The organism is Nocardia sp. NPDC055053 (assembly GCF_053608285.1).
Map to the genome: position 1 here is coordinate 74,976 of NZ_JBSGVD010000012.1, position 16,385 is coordinate 91,360.

Annotated in this window: 15 protein-coding genes; 12 read left to right on the forward strand and 3 right to left on the reverse strand. The window is 69.1% G+C overall.

Translation table 11 applies throughout. From position 1 onward, the window contains the following. Nucleotides 1-42 precede the first annotated feature (42 nt). Genes ACWF82_RS15195 through ACWF82_RS15205 form a run of 3 tightly spaced genes read left to right on the forward strand, consistent with a single transcriptional unit; the run spans nt 43 to nt 6,058 of the window. Entirely contained in the window at nt 43-4,917 is a 4,875-nt protein-coding gene (locus tag ACWF82_RS15195; protein ID WP_452501551.1) for an NAD-glutamate dehydrogenase, read from the forward strand. Nucleotides 4,918-4,958: 41 nt separating this feature from the next. After that, a complete protein-coding gene (locus ACWF82_RS15200) occupies nt 4,959-5,384 on the forward strand; it encodes an acyl-CoA thioesterase (RefSeq protein WP_452501738.1) in 426 nt (141 codons plus the stop codon). Nucleotides 5,385-5,389: 5 nt separating this feature from the next. Beyond that, nucleotides 5,390-6,058, forward strand: a complete 669-nt coding sequence (locus tag ACWF82_RS15205) for a hypothetical protein (protein ID WP_452501552.1) — start codon at nt 5,390-5,392, stop codon at nt 6,056-6,058. A gap of 169 nt (nt 6,059-6,227) precedes the next feature. On the opposite strand, the gene ACWF82_RS15210 is transcribed toward ACWF82_RS15205, so the two are convergent. Then, complete coding sequence (locus ACWF82_RS15210) at nt 6,228-6,548, reverse strand: AzlD domain-containing protein (RefSeq protein ID WP_452501554.1); 321 nt, start codon at nt 6,546-6,548, stop codon at nt 6,228-6,230. Between the two features lie 289 nt (nt 6,549-6,837). After that, on the reverse strand, nt 6,838-7,533 hold the full coding sequence (locus ACWF82_RS15215; protein ID WP_452501556.1) for an AzlC family ABC transporter permease: 696 nt from the start codon (nt 7,531-7,533) through the stop codon (nt 6,838-6,840). Between the two features lie 68 nt (nt 7,534-7,601). Between ACWF82_RS15215 and ACWF82_RS15220 the strand changes: the two genes are divergently transcribed. Further along, nucleotides 7,602-8,171, forward strand: coding sequence for a helix-turn-helix domain-containing protein (locus ACWF82_RS15220; RefSeq protein WP_452501557.1), 570 nt, complete (start codon nt 7,602-7,604; stop codon nt 8,169-8,171). A 1-nt stretch (nt 8,172) separates the two neighbouring features. On the opposite strand, the gene ACWF82_RS15225 is transcribed toward ACWF82_RS15220, so the two are convergent. Then, on the reverse strand, nt 8,173-8,889 hold the full coding sequence (locus ACWF82_RS15225) for an HNH endonuclease (protein ID WP_452501559.1): 717 nt from the start codon (nt 8,887-8,889) through the stop codon (nt 8,173-8,175). A 185-nt stretch (nt 8,890-9,074) separates the two neighbouring features. On the opposite strand from ACWF82_RS15225, the gene ACWF82_RS15230 reads away from it, so the two are divergent. The 8 genes from ACWF82_RS15230 (at nt 9,075) to ACWF82_RS15265 (ending at nt 16,324) form a co-directional block, all read left to right on the forward strand. Further along, nucleotides 9,075-9,488 carry a globin gene (locus ACWF82_RS15230; RefSeq protein ID WP_379310479.1) on the forward strand — a complete coding sequence of 138 codons (414 nt, stop codon included), beginning with the start codon at nt 9,075-9,077 and terminating at the stop codon, nt 9,486-9,488. Between the two features lie 177 nt (nt 9,489-9,665). Beyond that, nucleotides 9,666-11,270, forward strand: a complete 1,605-nt coding sequence (locus ACWF82_RS15235; RefSeq protein WP_452501561.1) for a glycoside hydrolase family 13 protein — start codon at nt 9,666-9,668, stop codon at nt 11,268-11,270. A 72-nt stretch (nt 11,271-11,342) separates the two neighbouring features. After that, nucleotides 11,343-11,621 (forward strand): aa3-type cytochrome oxidase subunit CtaJ, encoded by a 279-nt coding sequence (ctaJ, locus tag ACWF82_RS15240; protein ID WP_379030216.1) that lies wholly within the window; start codon nt 11,343-11,345, stop codon nt 11,619-11,621. Next, a complete protein-coding gene (locus tag ACWF82_RS15245; RefSeq protein WP_355276990.1) occupies nt 11,608-12,072 on the forward strand; it encodes a DUF5130 domain-containing protein in 465 nt (154 codons plus the stop codon). The genes ctaJ and ACWF82_RS15245 overlap by 14 nt, the downstream gene beginning before the upstream one ends. A gap of 200 nt (nt 12,073-12,272) precedes the next feature. Next, entirely contained in the window at nt 12,273-12,896 is a 624-nt protein-coding gene (locus tag ACWF82_RS15250) for a pyridoxamine 5'-phosphate oxidase family protein (RefSeq protein ID WP_452501564.1), read from the forward strand. Nucleotides 12,897-12,977: 81 nt separating this feature from the next. Next, a complete protein-coding gene (locus ACWF82_RS15255) occupies nt 12,978-14,123 on the forward strand; it encodes an MFS transporter (protein WP_452501740.1) in 1,146 nt (381 codons plus the stop codon). Nucleotides 14,124-14,140: 17 nt separating this feature from the next. Further along, nucleotides 14,141-15,007, forward strand: a complete 867-nt coding sequence (locus ACWF82_RS15260; RefSeq protein ID WP_452501566.1) for an alpha/beta fold hydrolase — start codon at nt 14,141-14,143, stop codon at nt 15,005-15,007. Nucleotides 15,008-15,115: 108 nt separating this feature from the next. Further along, nucleotides 15,116-16,324, forward strand: coding sequence for an alpha/beta hydrolase family protein (locus ACWF82_RS15265; RefSeq protein WP_452501568.1), 1,209 nt, complete (start codon nt 15,116-15,118; stop codon nt 16,322-16,324). Nucleotides 16,325-16,385 lie beyond the last annotated feature (61 nt).

Below are 16,385 nucleotides of genomic sequence, written 5' to 3' on the forward strand. Positions count from 1 at the left end.
GGAATCGAAGCGAACCGAATCCATGGGAGTGGGCGAAAAACGATGACGGTCTCGTCGGAAATGTCGAGCGCGGCGTGGGCCGCGGGAATGCCGCAAAGCTTGCGCGGTGAACTCGCGACACTCGAGGGAGCGTACTTCCGACACGTCGACGCCGGTGACGCCGACTTCCCGGTCACCGGCATCAACCAGATCTTCCGCCGACACATGGAGCTGGCCGCCGAACGCCCCGCCGGTATTGCGCTGGTGCGGGTCTACCATCCCGACGACGGGTCGGGTATGGGTGCGGCGGTGCAGGTGGTCACCGACGACATGCCGCTGCTGGTCGAGTCGATCACCGCGGCGCTGGCCCGGATGCAGGTCAGCGTCACCGAGGTCATCCACCCGATCTTCGAGGTCACCCGCGACGAGCACGGCGTGCTGGTCACCGCGGCACCGCACGAGGTCGATGCCAACGGCGAGACAGGGAAGCCGGAGTCGTGGATGCATCTGCAGCTGCATCCGTCGACGAGCCGGGCCCAGCTCGACCACATCGAGCGCACCGTCCCCGAGGTACTCGCCGACGTCCGCCAGGTCATCGACGACACCGAGGCGATGACCCAGGTGCAGAGCTCGCTGGCCGACCAGCTCGACCGCACCGCGGCCACCGGCTCGGCCTCGTTCCCCGCCGACGACCTGGCCGAATGCGCGCAGCTGCTGCGCTGGCTGGCCCGCGGCAATTTCACGCTGCTCGGGTACGCGCGGTATCACCGCCAAACCGACCACGGCCACGCCGTGTCGACGCCGGTGCCCGGCGTGAGTCTCGGGGTGCTGCGCGCCGATACCGGCACCGACTTCCAGGTGCCGATCAACGGCAACGACCACCCGCTGCTGATGCTCACCCAGGGCCTGGTCCGCGCGACCGTGCACCGCTCGGTATACCCGTACTTCGTCGGTGTCGCCGATGTGGACGACGACGGCACCGTGGCGGGCGTGCACCTGTTCATCGGCGTGTTCACCGTCAGCGCCGTGCACGAGAACGTGCTCGACATCCCGGTCATCAACACCCGGGTGCGGACCGCGATCGAGGCCGCGGGATTCGACAAGGACTCCTTCTCCGGGCAGGCGATGCTCGAGGTGATCGAGTCGTTCCCGCGCACCGAGCTGTTCTCCGCCGACACCGAGGCGATGCGCCGCACCGCCGTCGCCGTGCTCGGCGTCGGCCTGCGCAGGCAGGTGCGGTTGTTCCTGCGCAGCGACAACTACGGCCGCTTCGTCGCCTGCATGGTGTACCTGCCGCGGGATCGCTACACCACGGCGGTGCGCCTGCAGATGCAGGACATCCTGGTGCGCGAGCTCGGCGGCGCCGACATCGACTATTCGGCGAGGGTGAGCGAAAGCGAGCTCGCCAGTGTGTATTTCACGGTGACGCTGCCTGCCGATGCCACCGCGGCGCCCGACACCTCCGAGGAGAACCGGCTGCGCCTGCAGGGCCTGCTGAACGCGGCAAGCCACACCTGGGACGACCGGATCGACGATGAGGTCGCCACCTCTACCGTGCTGGATCCCGCACTGGTGAAACGGTATTCGGATGCGTTCCCGGAGAGCTACAAGGAGGACTTCGGTCCCGCCCGCGCGCTGGCCGATATCGGCAGGCTGGAACGGCTCACCGAGGGCGGCATCGGCCAGCACCTGTACCGCAAGGCAGAGGCCGCGCCGGGCTCGTGGCGGTTCAGCCTCTACATCGCAGGCGCCGGCGTCTCGCTGAGCCAGGTGCTGCCGGTGCTGCAGAGTCTGGGCGTCGAGGTGGTCGACGAGCGGCCCTACCAGCTGGAGATGGACGGCGGCGCCGAGCGCTGGATCTACGACTTCGGCCTGCAGGCCAGGCCGGAGCTGCTGCGCAACGCGCTCGGTGGCGATCTCGACGCCGAATTGCTCGAGCAGGCGAGCCACGAGCTGCATTCCCGGTTCACCGACGCGTTCGAGGCGGTCTGGTACGACCGGGCCGAGGCCGACGGTCTCAACGAGCTGGTGCTGCGGGCCGGTCTGCCGTGGCGTTCGGTGGCGATTCTGCGCGCGTACGCGAAGTACCTGCAGCAGGCCGGTTTCCCGTACAGCCAGATCAATATCGCCCGGGTGCTGCTGGCCCATCCCGAGGTCTCGCGCGCGTTCGTCGACCTGTTCGCGGCACGCTTCGATCCGGACACGGTCTCGGCCGAAGCCGCCGCCGAGATCGAGACGAAGGTGCGGGCCGGGATCGATGAAGTGGTCAGCATGGACGTCGACCGCATCCTGCGTGCCATCCTCGGTCTGATCAAGGCGACCCTGCGCACCAACTACTACGTCGTCGACGCCGACGGCAGGCCGCGCGAGTACCTCTCGTTCAAGGTGGAACCGCGTGAGATCGCCGAATTGCCCAAGCCGCGACCGCAATTCGAGATCTTCGTCTACTCGCCGCGCGTCGAGGGTGTGCACCTGCGCTTCGGTTCGGTGGCTCGCGGTGGCCTGCGCTGGTCGGACCGGCTCGAGGATTTCCGCACCGAGGTCCTCGGCCTGGTGAAGGCGCAGGCGGTGAAGAACGCGGTGATCGTGCCGGTCGGCGCGAAGGGCGGCTTCGTGGTGAAGCGTCCGCCCGCCGCCACCGGCGACTCGGCCGCCGACCGGCAGGCGAGCGTCGCCGAGGGCATCGCCTGCTATCGCACCTTCATCTCCGGGCTGCTCGACGTCACCGACAATGTCGACCTGGCCACGGGCGCGGTGCGCCCGCCCGCCCGGGTGGTCCGCCGCGACGCTGACGACACATACCTGGTGGTCGCCGCCGACAAGGGCACGGCCAGCTTCTCCGACATCGCCAACGACGTGGCCACCAGCTACGGCTTCTGGCTCGGCGACGCGTTCGCCTCCGGCGGTTCGGCAGGCTACGACCACAAGGCGATGGGCATCACCGCCAGGGGCGCGTGGGAGGCGGTCAAGCGCCACTTCCGCGAGATGGGCATCGATACCCAGAGCCAGGACTTCACCGTCGTCGGCGTCGGCGATATGAGCGGTGACGTCTTCGGCAACGGGATGCTGCTCTCGCGCCACATCCGGCTGGTCGCCGCGTTCGACCACCGCCACATCTTCCTCGACCCGAATCCCGACGCCGCCACCTCCTACGCCGAACGCGAGCGGCTGTTCGAGCTGCCGCGCTCTTCGTGGGCCGACTACGACCGCAGCCTGATCAGCGCGGGTGGTGGGGTGTTCGAGCGCACCGTGAAGTCGGTGCCGATCTCGCCGCAGGCCAGGGCCGTGCTCGGCCTGCCGGACGCGGTGCAGGCGCTCTCGCCGCCGGAACTGGTGCGCGCGATCCTGCTCGCGCCGGTGCAGTTGCTGTGGAACGGTGGCATCGGCACCTACGTCAAGGCCAGCACCGAATCCAATGCCGAGGTGGGCGACAAGTCCAACGACGCGGTGCGCGTCGACGGTAATCAGTTGCGGGTCAAGGTGATCGGCGAGGGCGGCAACCTCGGTGCCACCGCGCTGGGCCGGATCGAGTTCTGCCGCTCGGGCGGCAAGATGAACACCGATGCGCTGGACAACTCGGCGGGTGTGGACTGCTCCGACCACGAGGTCAACATCAAGGTGCTGCTCGACGGCGTGGTGAGCGCGGGCGCGCTCGCACCGGCCGACCGCAATCCGCTGCTGGCCTCGATGACCGACGAGGTCGCGCGGATGGTGTTGCAGGACAACGTCGATCAGAACGTGCTGATCGGCATCGCGCGCACCGACGCGCCGCAGATGGTCAGCGTGCACGGCCGGGTCATCGACGATCTCGAACAGCGCCGCGGCCTCGACCGGGAACTCGAGGCGCTGCCGTCGGAGGTCGACCTGAAGCGCCGCGACGAGGAGGGCCGCGGCCTCACCTCGCCGGAACTGGCGAACCTGCTCGCGCATGTGAAGCTCGGGCTCAAGGCCGATCTGCTCGAGACCGATCTGCCCGACAGCGTCTACTTCGCGCGCCGGCTGCCGATGTACTTCCCGACGCCGCTGCGCGAGCGGTTCGGCGCCGAGATCAAGAAGCATCGGCTGCGCCGCGAGATCGTGACGACGATGATCGTCAACGAAGTCGTCGATTACGGCGGCATCACCTACGCCCACCGGCTCAGCGAAGAGGTCGGGGCCAGTACGTCCGACACCGTCCGCGCGTTCGCCGCGGCTTCGGAGATCTTCGAGCTGCGCGATGTGTGGGCTCGCATCCGCAGCGCCGATGCCCCCGCGGGCGTGTGCGATCTGCTGGAACTGGAATCCAAGCGGACGCTGGACCGGGCCTCGCGCTGGCTGCTGAGCAACCGGCCGCAGCCGATCGCGGTCGGCGCGGAGATCAACCGGTATCACCGCCGGGTGCAGGAGCTGGCGCCGCAGGTGCCGGGCTGGCTGCGCGGGCACCACGTCACCTCGCTCACCCAGGGCGCGGCCGAGCTGATCGCCCGTGGCGCGCCGACCGAGCTGGCAACGGAGGTGTTCGGCCTGCTCGGCCTGTACCCGCTGCTGGACGTGGCCGACATCGCCGATATCGCCGATCGCGACGGCGCCGAGGTTGGCGCGCTGTACTACGCGCTCAACGAGCACCTCAAGATCGACTGGCTGCTCGAGGCGGTCAGCCACCTCGAACGGGGCGACCGCTGGCACGCGCTGGCCCGGCTCGCCCTGCGCGACGACATGTACGGTTCGCTGCGCTCGCTCACCCTCGATGTGCTCTCCGGGGGTGACCCGGAGGAGACGGCCGACGAGAAAATTGCATACTGGGAGTCGAAGAACCAGTCCCGGCTCGGCCGTGCGCGCGCGGCGCTGTCGGAACTGTTCGAGTCCGGGACCCACGACCTCGCCACACTGTCGGTCGCCGCGCGACAGGTGCGGAGCATGGTGAGCGGGGTGGGCGCCCAATCGGAGGTACCACGGTGACGAGCTCGCCGAACGGAAACGCCGCCGCGCCCGCGGCGGACCTGGCTCTGCCGCAGCGTTTTCACGCCAAGGTCGAGATCCGCTGGTCGGATATGGACGTGTTCCAGCACGTCAACCACGCGCGGATGGTGACCCTGCTGGAAGAGGCCAGGATTCCGTGGCTGTTCGACGACGACAAGCCGACGGCGTCGATGGGCAGGCAGGGCTGCGTGCTGGTCGACCTGCACGTGAAGTACCGGGGCCAGCTGCGCCACGAGGACACCCCGCTCGACATCGCCATGTGGGTCAAGCAGCTGCGGGCGGTCGATTTCACGATCGGCTACGAGGTGCGTGCCAGCGGCGCGGCGCCGGGCTCGCCGCCCGCGGTCACCGCGACCACCCAGCTCGCCGCGTTCGACATCGAGACCCAGCGCCTGCGCAGGCTCAGCGACACCGAGCGCGACTATCTCGCACTGTGGCGGGCCTGACGTCCGTGAGTTCCGAACAGCGGGTGCTGCACGCACCCGACCCGGCCGAACGCGAGAACCTGGCCACCTTCCTCACCCGCGCGATCCGGCTCGACCCCGCCGCCGTCGTGCGGCTGCGGCGGCGCGGCTCCAGCCTCGTCTCCGCCTGGGTCGCAACAGGTTTCGAAACCCTCGCGGTGCGCACGGTGACCGCCGAGCTCGGCGTCGACGATGTCACCGTAGGCGCCGACATGGTGCTGGCCGGCCTGCGCACCGGCCACCCGGTCGACCTCGGCTACTCGATGGACTCGGCCTGGCGCGGAGCGCTACCACCCACCGAAGGCTTCACCCACATCGACGACGTCCCGGCCCGCGCGCTGGTCGAACTGGCCGAGCGCGGCGCCGAGGTGGCCCGCGAACACGGCGGCGCCCACGGCCCGCCCGCCTCGCTGCTGGACCAGTCGGTACTCACCGTCACCGGCGGTGACATCGAGGTGGAAGTCCCGATGCGCGTGGTCTTCGCCCTGACCGCCATGGACTTCATCCCGCACGCGGGGGACAAGGCCGAGTCCCGCCGCATCCAGCCCACGGAACTCGTCCGTGTCCGCGCGACCCGCACCTGGCTCCGCCTCGACGCCCGCTACGGCTCTGTCGCCCGTCGTCTGGGCGGCGGAATCCCGCTGTCGCCCAGCTGAAGTCGCGCCACAGCCGCCATCGAAACCTGACCGGCGGCCCGTCTGTGTGTCCGGTCGAAAGCTGGCGCGGCTTCCGCTGCTCGTCCGGTCGGAGGCTGACGGCGGATGATATCGGCGGCCCTCGCGCAGCAGCCGAGGCTCGGTCAGAGCTGAATGTGTCGGCAGCGGATCAGTGCACGCCGACAAGTCGGAGCAACGCCGTAGTCGCCGCGGCTGCGAGCACGGTGACCAGCAAGGGAGCGCGGCGCCACGCGAGCACACCACCGACGGCGACGCCGGCGGGCAGGGCGATGCCGAGTTCGCCGGAACCGGTCGGCAGGGTGGCGGTTGCCACCAGCGCCGCGAGCAGGATCAGTGCGCCGGTGTCGAGCAGGTGGATTGTCCTGGCCGACAGGCGAAGTCGATGCCGCAAGGCCGGGCCGGTCCAGCGCAGCGCATAGGTGCCCGCGGCGAGCGCGAGCATCGCGGGGAGTAGATACGGCGCGTTCACGACACGAACCGCCGCGATGACAGCCGACGAGCCGCGTTGGCCTGTGTGTCGGTGAGTGCTGTCCGCAGGGGCGCACGTCTCGGCGAACCGGGCCTGAGGTCGGGTCGTCCCGTCGTTGTCCGATCGGTTGGCGTCAGTATGGCCGCGTGGTAGCCAGGCGGGACGGTCTGCGAGCGGTGCCGAGGCATGGCCGGTGGCGGCGGAACACCACATCCGTGTCGCCCGAGCGATGGGCTGCCGAGTGCGGGGCCGGAGCCGGCGGGTGCAGGCATCGGCCGGCCGGGAGATGTCAGCATTGCTGTGCCACCGGGTCGCTCTTCTTTGGTGGCCGCAGCGCGAACACCAGGCCGAGCAACGCGATCAGTACCGGCAACCCGGCGGGCACGAACGGCGCGACGGCGACCGCGAGTGCCGCGCCGACCAGTACCGGGCGCAGGGTGGCGCGGTCGCGCAGGGCGGGCAGGATCAGGGCGAGCAGGATCACCGGGAACACCGCGTCGAGGCCGAGAGCGGAGGTGTCGGGGACGAGCGAACCGAGTGCGGCGCCGAGGGTCGCGCCGAGGGGCCAGCTCAGGGCGACGCCGATGCCGCACGCCCAGTAGGCCGCGCGTTTGCGCTCCTGGTCGCCGGGCGCGGTCGCGAATGCCACCGATTCGTCGTTGAGCACATGGATGCCGAGGACGCGCTTCCAACCGCGACCGAACACCTCGGGCGCTGACAGGCCGTACGGCAGATGCCTGGCATTGAGCAGCAGCCCGGCGACGACCGCTGCCAGCGGACTGCCACCGGCCGCGACGATGCCGAAGAACAACAGCTCCGAGCCGCCCGCCATGACGGTCACCGCCATCACGATCGGCATCCACGCCGGAAACCCGGCCGCGATCGTCGACGCACCGTAGGAGACGCCGAACAGGCCGACGGCGAGGCAAGCCGCGGCCACGGCGGCGACGGTTCGCCGATCGAGTGTTCGCCATATCGAACGCATGTTTCTCATAATGAACGCCACCGCTGGGTAAAGTCAACGCGAAAACCGTCAGCCCCCAGGAGGCGTCGATGGACCGGCAGGACCCGGTCGCCGGACCACCCCAAGCGGTGATCGCGGCGGCACTGCGCCGCGAACGCGCCCGCGCAGGCTTGTCGCTGACCGAGGTCGCGAGCAGGGCAGGCGTCGCGAAATCCACACTCTCGCAACTGGAATCGGGCACGGGTAATCCCAGCCTGGAAACCCTGTGGGCGCTGTGCGTCGCCCTGGAGATGCCGTTCAGCAGGCTGCTGGATCCGCCGCGGCCCAATGTCCAGGTGATCCGCGCGGACGAGGGCGCGCCGGTCCCGTCGGCCGATGCCGACTATCGAGTGACGTTGCTCGCAGCGGGGCAATCCCACACGCGCTGCGACGTCTACCGCATCGCGGCCGAGCCCGGTCACATCCGCCGCTCCGACCCGCACAACCCGGGCGTCGTCGAACACGTCGTCCTGGCGGCGGGGCGGGCGCTGGTCGGCCCGGCGGACGAACCCATCGAGATCGGCCCCGGCGACTACGTCCGCTACCTGGGCGATCTACCGCACATCTTCGAGGCGCTCGAACCGGGTACCTGGGCCTCGATGGTCATCGAGAGCCCCTGAGTCAGGCGGCTCCTTCGCCCAGGTACTGCAACCAGATCGGATCCAGGTCGGCGGTGGTGGACAGCAGCCGCCAGTGCGGGCCCTTGGGGGAGACCAGCGGATGGCGCAACGTCCAGCCGAGCTCGGTGAGCATCTTGTCGGCTTTGCGGTGGTTGCACGGGGCGCAGCTGGCGACGCAGTTCTCCCACGAGTGCTCGCCACCGCGACTGCGGGGGATCACGTGGTCGATGGTCTCGGCTTTGCCGCCGCAGTACCCGCAGCGGTAGCGGTCGCGGTGCATGAGGGCGGCGCGAGTCATCGGGACGCGGGCGCGATAGGGCACGCGCACATAGGTGCGCAGCCGGATGACGGAGGGAATCGCCACCGCGGCGCCTGCCGAATGCAGGACCGGGGCTTCGGGATCGTCGTGGACCGCGTCCGCCTTGGCGCAGATCAGCAGCACGACTGCGCGGCGCGCGGACAGCGCGGTGAGCGGTTCGTAGGTGGCGTTGAGGAGGAGGACCCGGCGTTTGCGCCAAGCGGCGGCGTCGTGGTCTCCGGCGAGATGCAGTGGTGCGGGGTGATGCGGCAGGTCGTGATGACCGTGGGCGCCCGGATGGTGATCGGACAGGATGTGCAGCGGGATGGCCCCCGAGCCACGATTGTGGACGTCGGCGGGCTGGAGTTGTCGGTGCGCGCGCGCCTCGCGTGACGACCGGGCGCCTGGTCGCTGCTTCATCTTGACCTCAATTTCATGATTGGCAGGATCATGTGGTATCTGGGGTCGATACTGCCCCCCAGTTGACCATGGTTGCGCCGGTATTGCACGGCTATTTTTCAAACTTTCGGGTGAACTGTGGTTGAAGGGCCATGTGTTCGTGACCGAGGCTGCCGCCGGGCCGCCCGACACGTCATCGGGGCACAATGGACCTCGTGACTTCAGGTGAGCAGACAACGACCTCGTTCTACGAAGCGGTGGGCGGCGCCGAGACGTTCCGGCGCATCGTGTCCGTGTTCTATCGCGAGGTCGCTGCCGACGAGATCCTGCGCCCACTGTATCCGGAGGAGGACCTCGGCCCGGCCGAGCGCCGGATGCGCATGTTCCTCGAACAGTACTGGGGCGGCCCGCGCACCTACTCCGACGAGCGCGGGCACCCGCGGCTGCGGATGCGGCACAACCCGTTCGTCATCGGCCCGCTCGAGCGCGACGCCTGGATCCGGTGCATGACCATCGCCGTCGGCGAGATCGAGCCATCGATCCTGGATGACGAACACCGCAAGACGCTGATGGACTACTTCCAGATGGCGGCGGCGTCCCTGCAAAACGCGCCCGGCTGAGGGTGCGGGTGCCGCGCGTTCGCTGATGACCGGCAGGTGGCGGCCCGGTTTCGGGTCGACGTCGAGGTTTACCCCGGTGTTTCGGCCCGGCGTGGCGAAACGCTGGTGATTTGCCGGTTTCGGAGAAAGTCTCGCGCCACAGGAATATTGCGGGCAATCTTTGGCAATATTGCCGATGTGACACAGACACCTGCCTCGCCGGTGCCGGGGGAAGACCGCACCGCTCCGTGGTGGACAACCGCCGTGTTCTATCAGGTCTATCCACGTTCGTTCGCCGACTCCGACGGTGACGGTGTCGGCGATCTGGGTGGCGTTCGCGAGAAGATCGGCTACCTGGAGTTACTGGGTGTCGACGCGCTGTGGATCTGTCCGGTGATGCGCTCGCCGCAGGCCGACGGCGGCTACGACGTGTCCGATCCGCGCGACATCGACCCGCTGTTCGGCGGGCTGGCCGCGCTGGACGAGCTGATCGCCGAGGCACACGACCGCGAGATCAAGGTGACGATGGATCTGGTGCCCAACCACACCAGCGTCGAGCACCCGTGGTTCACCGCGGCGCTGGACGCGGTACCGGGCAGCCCAGAGCGGGCCCGGTACATCTTCCGCGACGGGCGCGGGAAGGACGGCGCCGAGCCGCCCAACAACTGGCCGAGCATCTTCGGCGGCCCGGCCTGGACCAGGGTCACCGATCCCGACGGCACGCCCGGTCAGTGGTACCTGCACATCTTCGCGCCGGAACAGCCCGACCTGAACTGGGAGAACCCCGAGGTCGCCGCCGATTTCGAGAAGACGCTGCGATTCTGGCTCGACCGGGGGGTCGACGGTTTCCGGATCGATGTCGCCCACGGCATGGCCAAGCCGGAAGGCCTGCCCGACATGGCCAGGGTCGAGACCAAGATGCTGGTCCACGACGACGACGATCTCCGCTTCAACAACCCCGGTGTGCACGCCATCCATCGCCGCATCCGCACGATCCTCGGCGACTATCCGCACGCGGTGTCGATCGGCGAGGTGTGGGTCGACGACAACACCCGCTTCGGCGAATACGTGCGCCCGGACGAACTGCACCTGGCGTTCAACTTCCGCCTCGCCGAGGCGCCCTTCACCGCCGCGGGGGTGCGCGCGGCGATCACGTTTTCCCTCGATGCGGTGAGCGGTGTCGGCGCGCCACCGACTTGGACGCTGTCCAACCACGACATCGAGCGCGAGGTCACCCGCTACGGCGGCGGCAAGGCCGGAGTGGCGCGGGCGCGGGCGATGATGATGGTCGAGCTGGCGCTGCCCGGCGCGGTGTTCATCTACAACGGCGCCGAACTCGGTCTGCCCAATGTCGACGACCTGCCCGAGGACGCGCTGCAGGACCCGGTGTGGGAGCGGTCAGGGCATACCGAGCGTGGCCGTGACGGGTGCCGGGTGCCGATTCCGTGGGAGGGCGCGAGCACACCGTTCGGGTTCACCGCCGCCGGGCAGGCGTGGCTGCCGATCCCAGCGGACTGGGCCGACCGCACCGTGGAAGCCCAGCTGGAGACCCTGCATTCGACGCTGTCGCTGTACCGGCTGGCGATCGATCTGCGCGGGACAAGGCCAGAGTTCGCCGGCGACCGGATCGAGTGGTACGGCAGCCCCGACGGCTGCCTGGCCTTCCGCAGGCCGGGCGGGCTGGTCTGCGTGCTCAACGCTTCCGACGGGCCGATTCAGCTGCCGCCGGGAGAGGTGCTGCTGGCCAGCGCGCCCATCGTCGACGACCGGTTGCCCGCCGACTCGGCGGCCTGGTTGGTCTGATCACGCCGGACACGCGGCCGTTCGGGATAGCCGGAGGATGAACTACTACACAGCATCGTCTACCGTTGGACCGTGAGCATTCTCGAGACAGTGCTGATCTTCGTCGGCATCCCGGCCGCGATCTATTTCGCGATCGCGGGTTTGTCCTATCTCGGTAAGCCATTCCCCGGTGACAAGCCGGCCCACTTCGCGCTCGGGCAGAAGTGGACCCACTCGCCGGTGCTGTGGAGCGCTACCGACGAGGTGACCGCTGCGGCGGGTCACCACACCGCCGAGTCGCATGGCAGCCATGCGGCTCTCGAAGCCGCGAACGCGGAGCTGATCGGAGGCCGGGCAAGTGGCAAGTTCTAATTGGCCCGCGGTGGTCGAGGCCGACCTGCCGCACGGGTTCGCGCTGACCAGCAGCGGCCGGGTGTCGGGCGTGCACGAGCCGGGCACCGTCTTCGACGAGGTGCCGTTCACCGACCGTGAACGCATCATGCTCGACAACGCGCTCACCGAAGCGACCCGCGCGACCAAGGTCCGCTTCAACATCTACCTCGGCGATCTCGGCAACGACCCGGCGGCCGGCGCGGACGCGGTCCTGCCGAACACCCCCGAGGCGGCCGACTCGGTACTCATCGCGGTCTCGCCGAACCAGCACGCCATCGAGGTGCGGTCCGGTGCGAACGTCGCCGAGCGCGCCAACGACCGCATCTGCCAGCTGGGCGTCACCGCCGCGCTGGCGTCGTTCCGTCAGGGCAACCTGATCGACGGCCTGATCTCCGCCGTCCGTGTGATGGCCGCGGCGATCGGCCGCTAGCTCCTTCTCTTCCGAACGGCGCGTTCACCTTCCGAGGTGAACGCGCCGTTCGTGTTTCCCGCCCCGTGCCCCGATGCCGAAGTTCTTTCCCGAACCGGGAATCAAACGCACCCGCCTAACCTTTCAACTGTTTATTACAGGTTAGAACGTGGAATCATCGCGAGGGATCGAGTCGTGGGCAATCACGCGAAGGAGCAGTCATGACCGGGCATTACGCGCAGGTCGCGTTCACTCCGCTGGTGCGCGAGCATCAGCGCGTCCACGGCAGCCTGCGCGCCTATGAGCGGATGGCGCAGGTGCCCGGGGAAGCCGATCGGATCGGGCCCGACGAGGCCTGGTTCATCGGCGAGCGTGACAGCTTCTATCTGGCGACGGTCGGTGAGACCGGCTGGCCGTACATCCAGCATCGCGGCGGCGCACCGGGATTCCTGAAGGTGCTCGACACGCGCACGCTGGGGTTCGCCGACTTCCGCGGCAACAAGCAGTACATCAGTCGCGGCAATCTCGATCACGACGACCGGGTCTCACTGTTCCTGATGGACTACGCCGCGCAGTCGCGGATGAAGATCTTCGGGCGGGCGCGGGTTGTCGAGGCCGCCGAGGATCCGGAACTCCTCGCCTCGCTCGTGGTCGACGGCTACCGAGCACAGGTCGAGCGGGCGGTGTTGATCGAGGTCGAGGCGTTCGACTGGAACTGCCGCCAGCACATTCCGCCGCTGTACCCGCGGGCCGCGGTCGCCGAGGTGATGCAGGTCCTGCGTGATCGCATCGCCGAGCTCGAGGGCGAGATCACCCGGCTGCGAACCGATTCCGTGCGCGGCTGACTTCGGTGGCGGCGGAATGCCGTCGACCGCTGTCCAGTTGTAACCATTAAAATGCATTTAGATAGTTAGGATGTGACGGGCATGCGGCGTGCGCACCTTGCCTGGGCCGGACTGGCGGCGATGACCGTGTCGTTCGGCCTGAACTTCACCATGGGCGTGTTCTTCGCGCCCACCGCCGCGGCCTACGGCGTCTCGGCGACCGCGCTGGCCGTGGCCGCCGCACTCGGCACCATGGTCACCGGCCTGGCTCAGCACGGGATCGGCAGGTTGCTCGACACGCTCGGACCCAAGCTCGTGCTGATCGGCGGGCTCGGTCTGATCTCGGGCAGCTATCTGGTGCTGGCCATGGTGACCGAGACGTGGCAGTTCGTCGCCGCCTACATGGTGCTCGGCGGACTCGGCTTCGCCTCCTCGTCCACGCTCACGGTGACCACCCTGCTCGGGCGGGCGCACGGTGCGCAGGCGGGGCCCGCCATGGCCAGGGCCGCGATCGGCATCAATCTGGGGCAGCTGATCACGCCGTGGGCGGCCACGGCGCTGTTCGGACCGATCGGTGTGCGCGGCACCTTCGCGCTGCTCGGCGCGATCGGGCTGGCCGCCACCGCCGTGCTGTGGCTGCTGCTGCCCGACGACCAGCGGTCGGCGAGGGTCCCCGGTGCGGGCGAGTCGCTGGCCGATCGGTGGAAAGTGCTGGTGTCCTTCGGGTTACACGCGGCGACCCTCTATGTCGTCGTGCTGATGCTGCCGAAACACGCCGTGGAGCAGGGCTGGTCGGTGGCGGGTGCGGGCAGGCTGGTCGCCTTGGCGGCACTGGCGGCCGGGGTGACCTCGGCGGCGCTGGTGCGGCTGCTGCGGCGGTACCCGCCGGAATCCCTGCTGCGGGTGCTGTATTCGGTGCGCCTGGCCGCGCTGCTGCCCGCGGTGTTCGTGCCGGGGCCGGAGGTGCTGGTCGTGGTGGCCGTGTTGTTCGGTGTCGCGTCGTTCCCGGTCATCCCGCTCACCATGGCGATCCTCTCGCGCGGTCTCGACCCCGCCCGGATGGGCCGCACGCTGGCGCCCGCCTGGGTGATCCACCAGCTCGCCGCCGCCACCGGCCTCGGCGTGGCCACCGTCGTGCACGCCCTCACCGACAGCTACCGCGGCTACTTCGTCCTCGGCCTGGCGTTCACCGTCGCCGCCGCCCTCCTGATCACCCCGGTTCGCCGCCGCGAACCGGTCACCGTATGAAAAGAGAGAGGTCCATCATGAACCAGACCCGCCACAACACCGTCCAGATCCAGGGCCAGACCGTCTTCTACCGGGAGGCGGGCGACCCGAACGCCCCGGCTGTGGTTCTGCTGCACGGGTTCCCGTCCAGCTCGGCCATGTTCCGTAATCTGATCCCCGCGCTGGCCGAGGATTACCATGTGATCGCGCCCGATCATGTCGGCTTCGGCCAGTCCGCCATGCCGCAGGTCGACGAATTCGACTACAGCTTCGAGAAACTCACCGAGATCACCCTGGAACTGCTCGACACCCTCTGCATCGACCGATTCGCGCTCTACATCCAGGACTACGGCGCGCCCATCGGCCTGCGCATCGCCTCGCGCCACCCCGAGCGGGTCAGCGCTCTCATCACCCAGAGCGGCAACGCCTACCTCGAGGGCTTCACCCCGTTCTGGGAGGTGCTGTTCGCGCACGCGAACGACCGCGCCACCCACGAGCCCGAGGTGCGCAAACTGCTCGAACTCGACGCCACGACATGGCAGTACACGCACGGTGTTCCGGCCGACCGGCTCGCGCTGGTCAGCCCGGACACGTGGACCCTCGACCAGGCCTATCTGGACCGGCCGGGCAACAAGGAGATCCAGCTGCAGCTGTTCTTCGACTACAAGAACAACCTCGACGGATACCCCGGCTTCCAGAAGTACTTCGCCGAGCACCGTCCGCCCACGCTGATCACCTGGGGTGAGCACGATGAGATCTTCGGCGCCGACGGTGCCCGCGCCTACCTGCGCGATCTGCCCGACGCCGAACTGCATCTGCTCGACGCGGGCCACTTCGCGCTGGAGACACACGGATCCGAGATCGCGGCGCTGATCCGCGACTTCCTCGGCCGGGTCCTGAGCTGAGTCCGGCGGCTGGGCGTCGTGCGGCGCCCAGCCGTCCCGGCGGCGTCGAGTAACCTGGTCGGCGGTTTATCGGCCGGGTGTGTCGGCCGTCGGTGTAGCGGGGGGAACATGCAGACAGCTATCGCTCGGGTGATCACGGCGGCCGCGGTGGCCTGCCTGGCAGTGTCGGCCTCGGCCTGTGCCGGGGACACGCCGGGCGTGGCCGAGGTCGCGGGCGCACCGCAGTCCGGCTTCTACGCACCGCCCGCGGAATCGATTCCGGGACAGCATGGTTCGGTGATCCGGAGCCAACCGCTGACCGGTTCGCAGGCGGTGCAGGGGGCGCGCAACTCGCTGGTGCTCTACCGATCCGTCGACGCGCAGGGCAAGCCGGTCGCGGTGTCGGGGACGCTCGCGGTCCCGGAGGGGACACCGCCCGCGGGCGGCTGGCCGCTGATCTCCTGGGCGCCGGGCACCAATGGCGTCGCCGACGCGTGCGCGCCCTCGCGCACCGAAGGGTCCTCGCCGGGCAAGGACGAACAGGCCCGCTGGGTCGCCAAGGGCTACGCGGTGGCCAGGACCGACTACCAGGGTCTCGGGACACCGGGCAACCACGGCTACCTGATCGGCGAGACCGAACAGCGGGCGGTGGGCGATTTCGCCACGGCCGCACGCGAAGTCGACAAGTCGGTGGGTTCGCGCTGGGTGGCGATGGGGCATTCGCAGGGTGGTCACGCCGCCCTGTTCGCCGCCGGCGCGGCTGCCGCGTGGGCGCCGGGCTCGGAACTGCTCGGCGCCGTCGCGCTGGCTCCCGCCTCGCACCTGGGGGAGCAGGTGCGGATGGCGAAGTGGACGGTGTCGAACCCGCTCGGCAAGCTCGGCACCGGCGACATCTCGCTGTACGTGCCGCTGCTCGTGCGCGGCGCGCAGACCGTCACCGATGTCGACCCGGCCCGGTTCCTCACCGAGCGCGCGGTCTCGATGCTGCCGTTCGCGGACTCCGAATGCACTGCGGCGCTGCGTGATCGCGGCAAGTGGGGTGGGCTGTCCGCCAAGGACGTGTTCACCAAGGATGGCGACCTGTCCGGACTGCTGCGGGTACTCGACGACAACGATCCCAGCGGATTGCGGTTCACCGCGCCGGTGCTGGTGTTGCAGGGCCGCTCCGACATGACCGTCCCGCTGAAGTCGACCGACGCGATGGTCGCCGAGCAGCAACTGCACGGTCAGTCCGTCGACTACCGCAAGTACGACGACGTCGACCACAGCGGCATCGTGGCGGCCTCCTTCGCCGACGCGCTCGGCTGGGTGGACACCCGCTTCGGCATCACCCGCTGACCCGGGTTACGCCGAGAGCAGAAGAACCGGGTGTGTCGGCACCGGCATCCCTACGCTCGGA

Excerpts from the sequence above, each read along its gene's own strand:
- ACWF82_RS15195 (WP_452501551.1), top strand. The coding sequence starts at position 43 with ATGACGGTCTCGTCGGAAATGTCGAGCGCGGCGTGGGCCGCGGGAATG.
- ACWF82_RS15215 (WP_452501556.1), bottom strand. The coding sequence starts at position 7,533 with ATGCGTTCGATATGGCGAACACTCGATCGGCGAACCGTCGCCGCCGTG.
- ACWF82_RS15220 (WP_452501557.1), top strand. The coding sequence starts at position 7,602 with ATGGACCGGCAGGACCCGGTCGCCGGACCACCCCAAGCGGTGATCGCG.
- ACWF82_RS15225 (WP_452501559.1), bottom strand. The coding sequence starts at position 8,889 with ATGAAGCAGCGACCAGGCGCCCGGTCGTCACGCGAGGCGCGCGCGCAC.
- ACWF82_RS15230 (WP_379310479.1), top strand. The coding sequence starts at position 9,075 with ATGGACCTCGTGACTTCAGGTGAGCAGACAACGACCTCGTTCTACGAA.
- ACWF82_RS15250 (WP_452501564.1), top strand. The coding sequence starts at position 12,273 with ATGACCGGGCATTACGCGCAGGTCGCGTTCACTCCGCTGGTGCGCGAG.
- ACWF82_RS15255 (WP_452501740.1), top strand. The coding sequence starts at position 12,978 with ATGCGGCGTGCGCACCTTGCCTGGGCCGGACTGGCGGCGATGACCGTG.
- ACWF82_RS15260 (WP_452501566.1), top strand. The coding sequence starts at position 14,141 with ATGAACCAGACCCGCCACAACACCGTCCAGATCCAGGGCCAGACCGTC.
- ACWF82_RS15265 (WP_452501568.1), top strand. The coding sequence starts at position 15,116 with ATGCAGACAGCTATCGCTCGGGTGATCACGGCGGCCGCGGTGGCCTGC.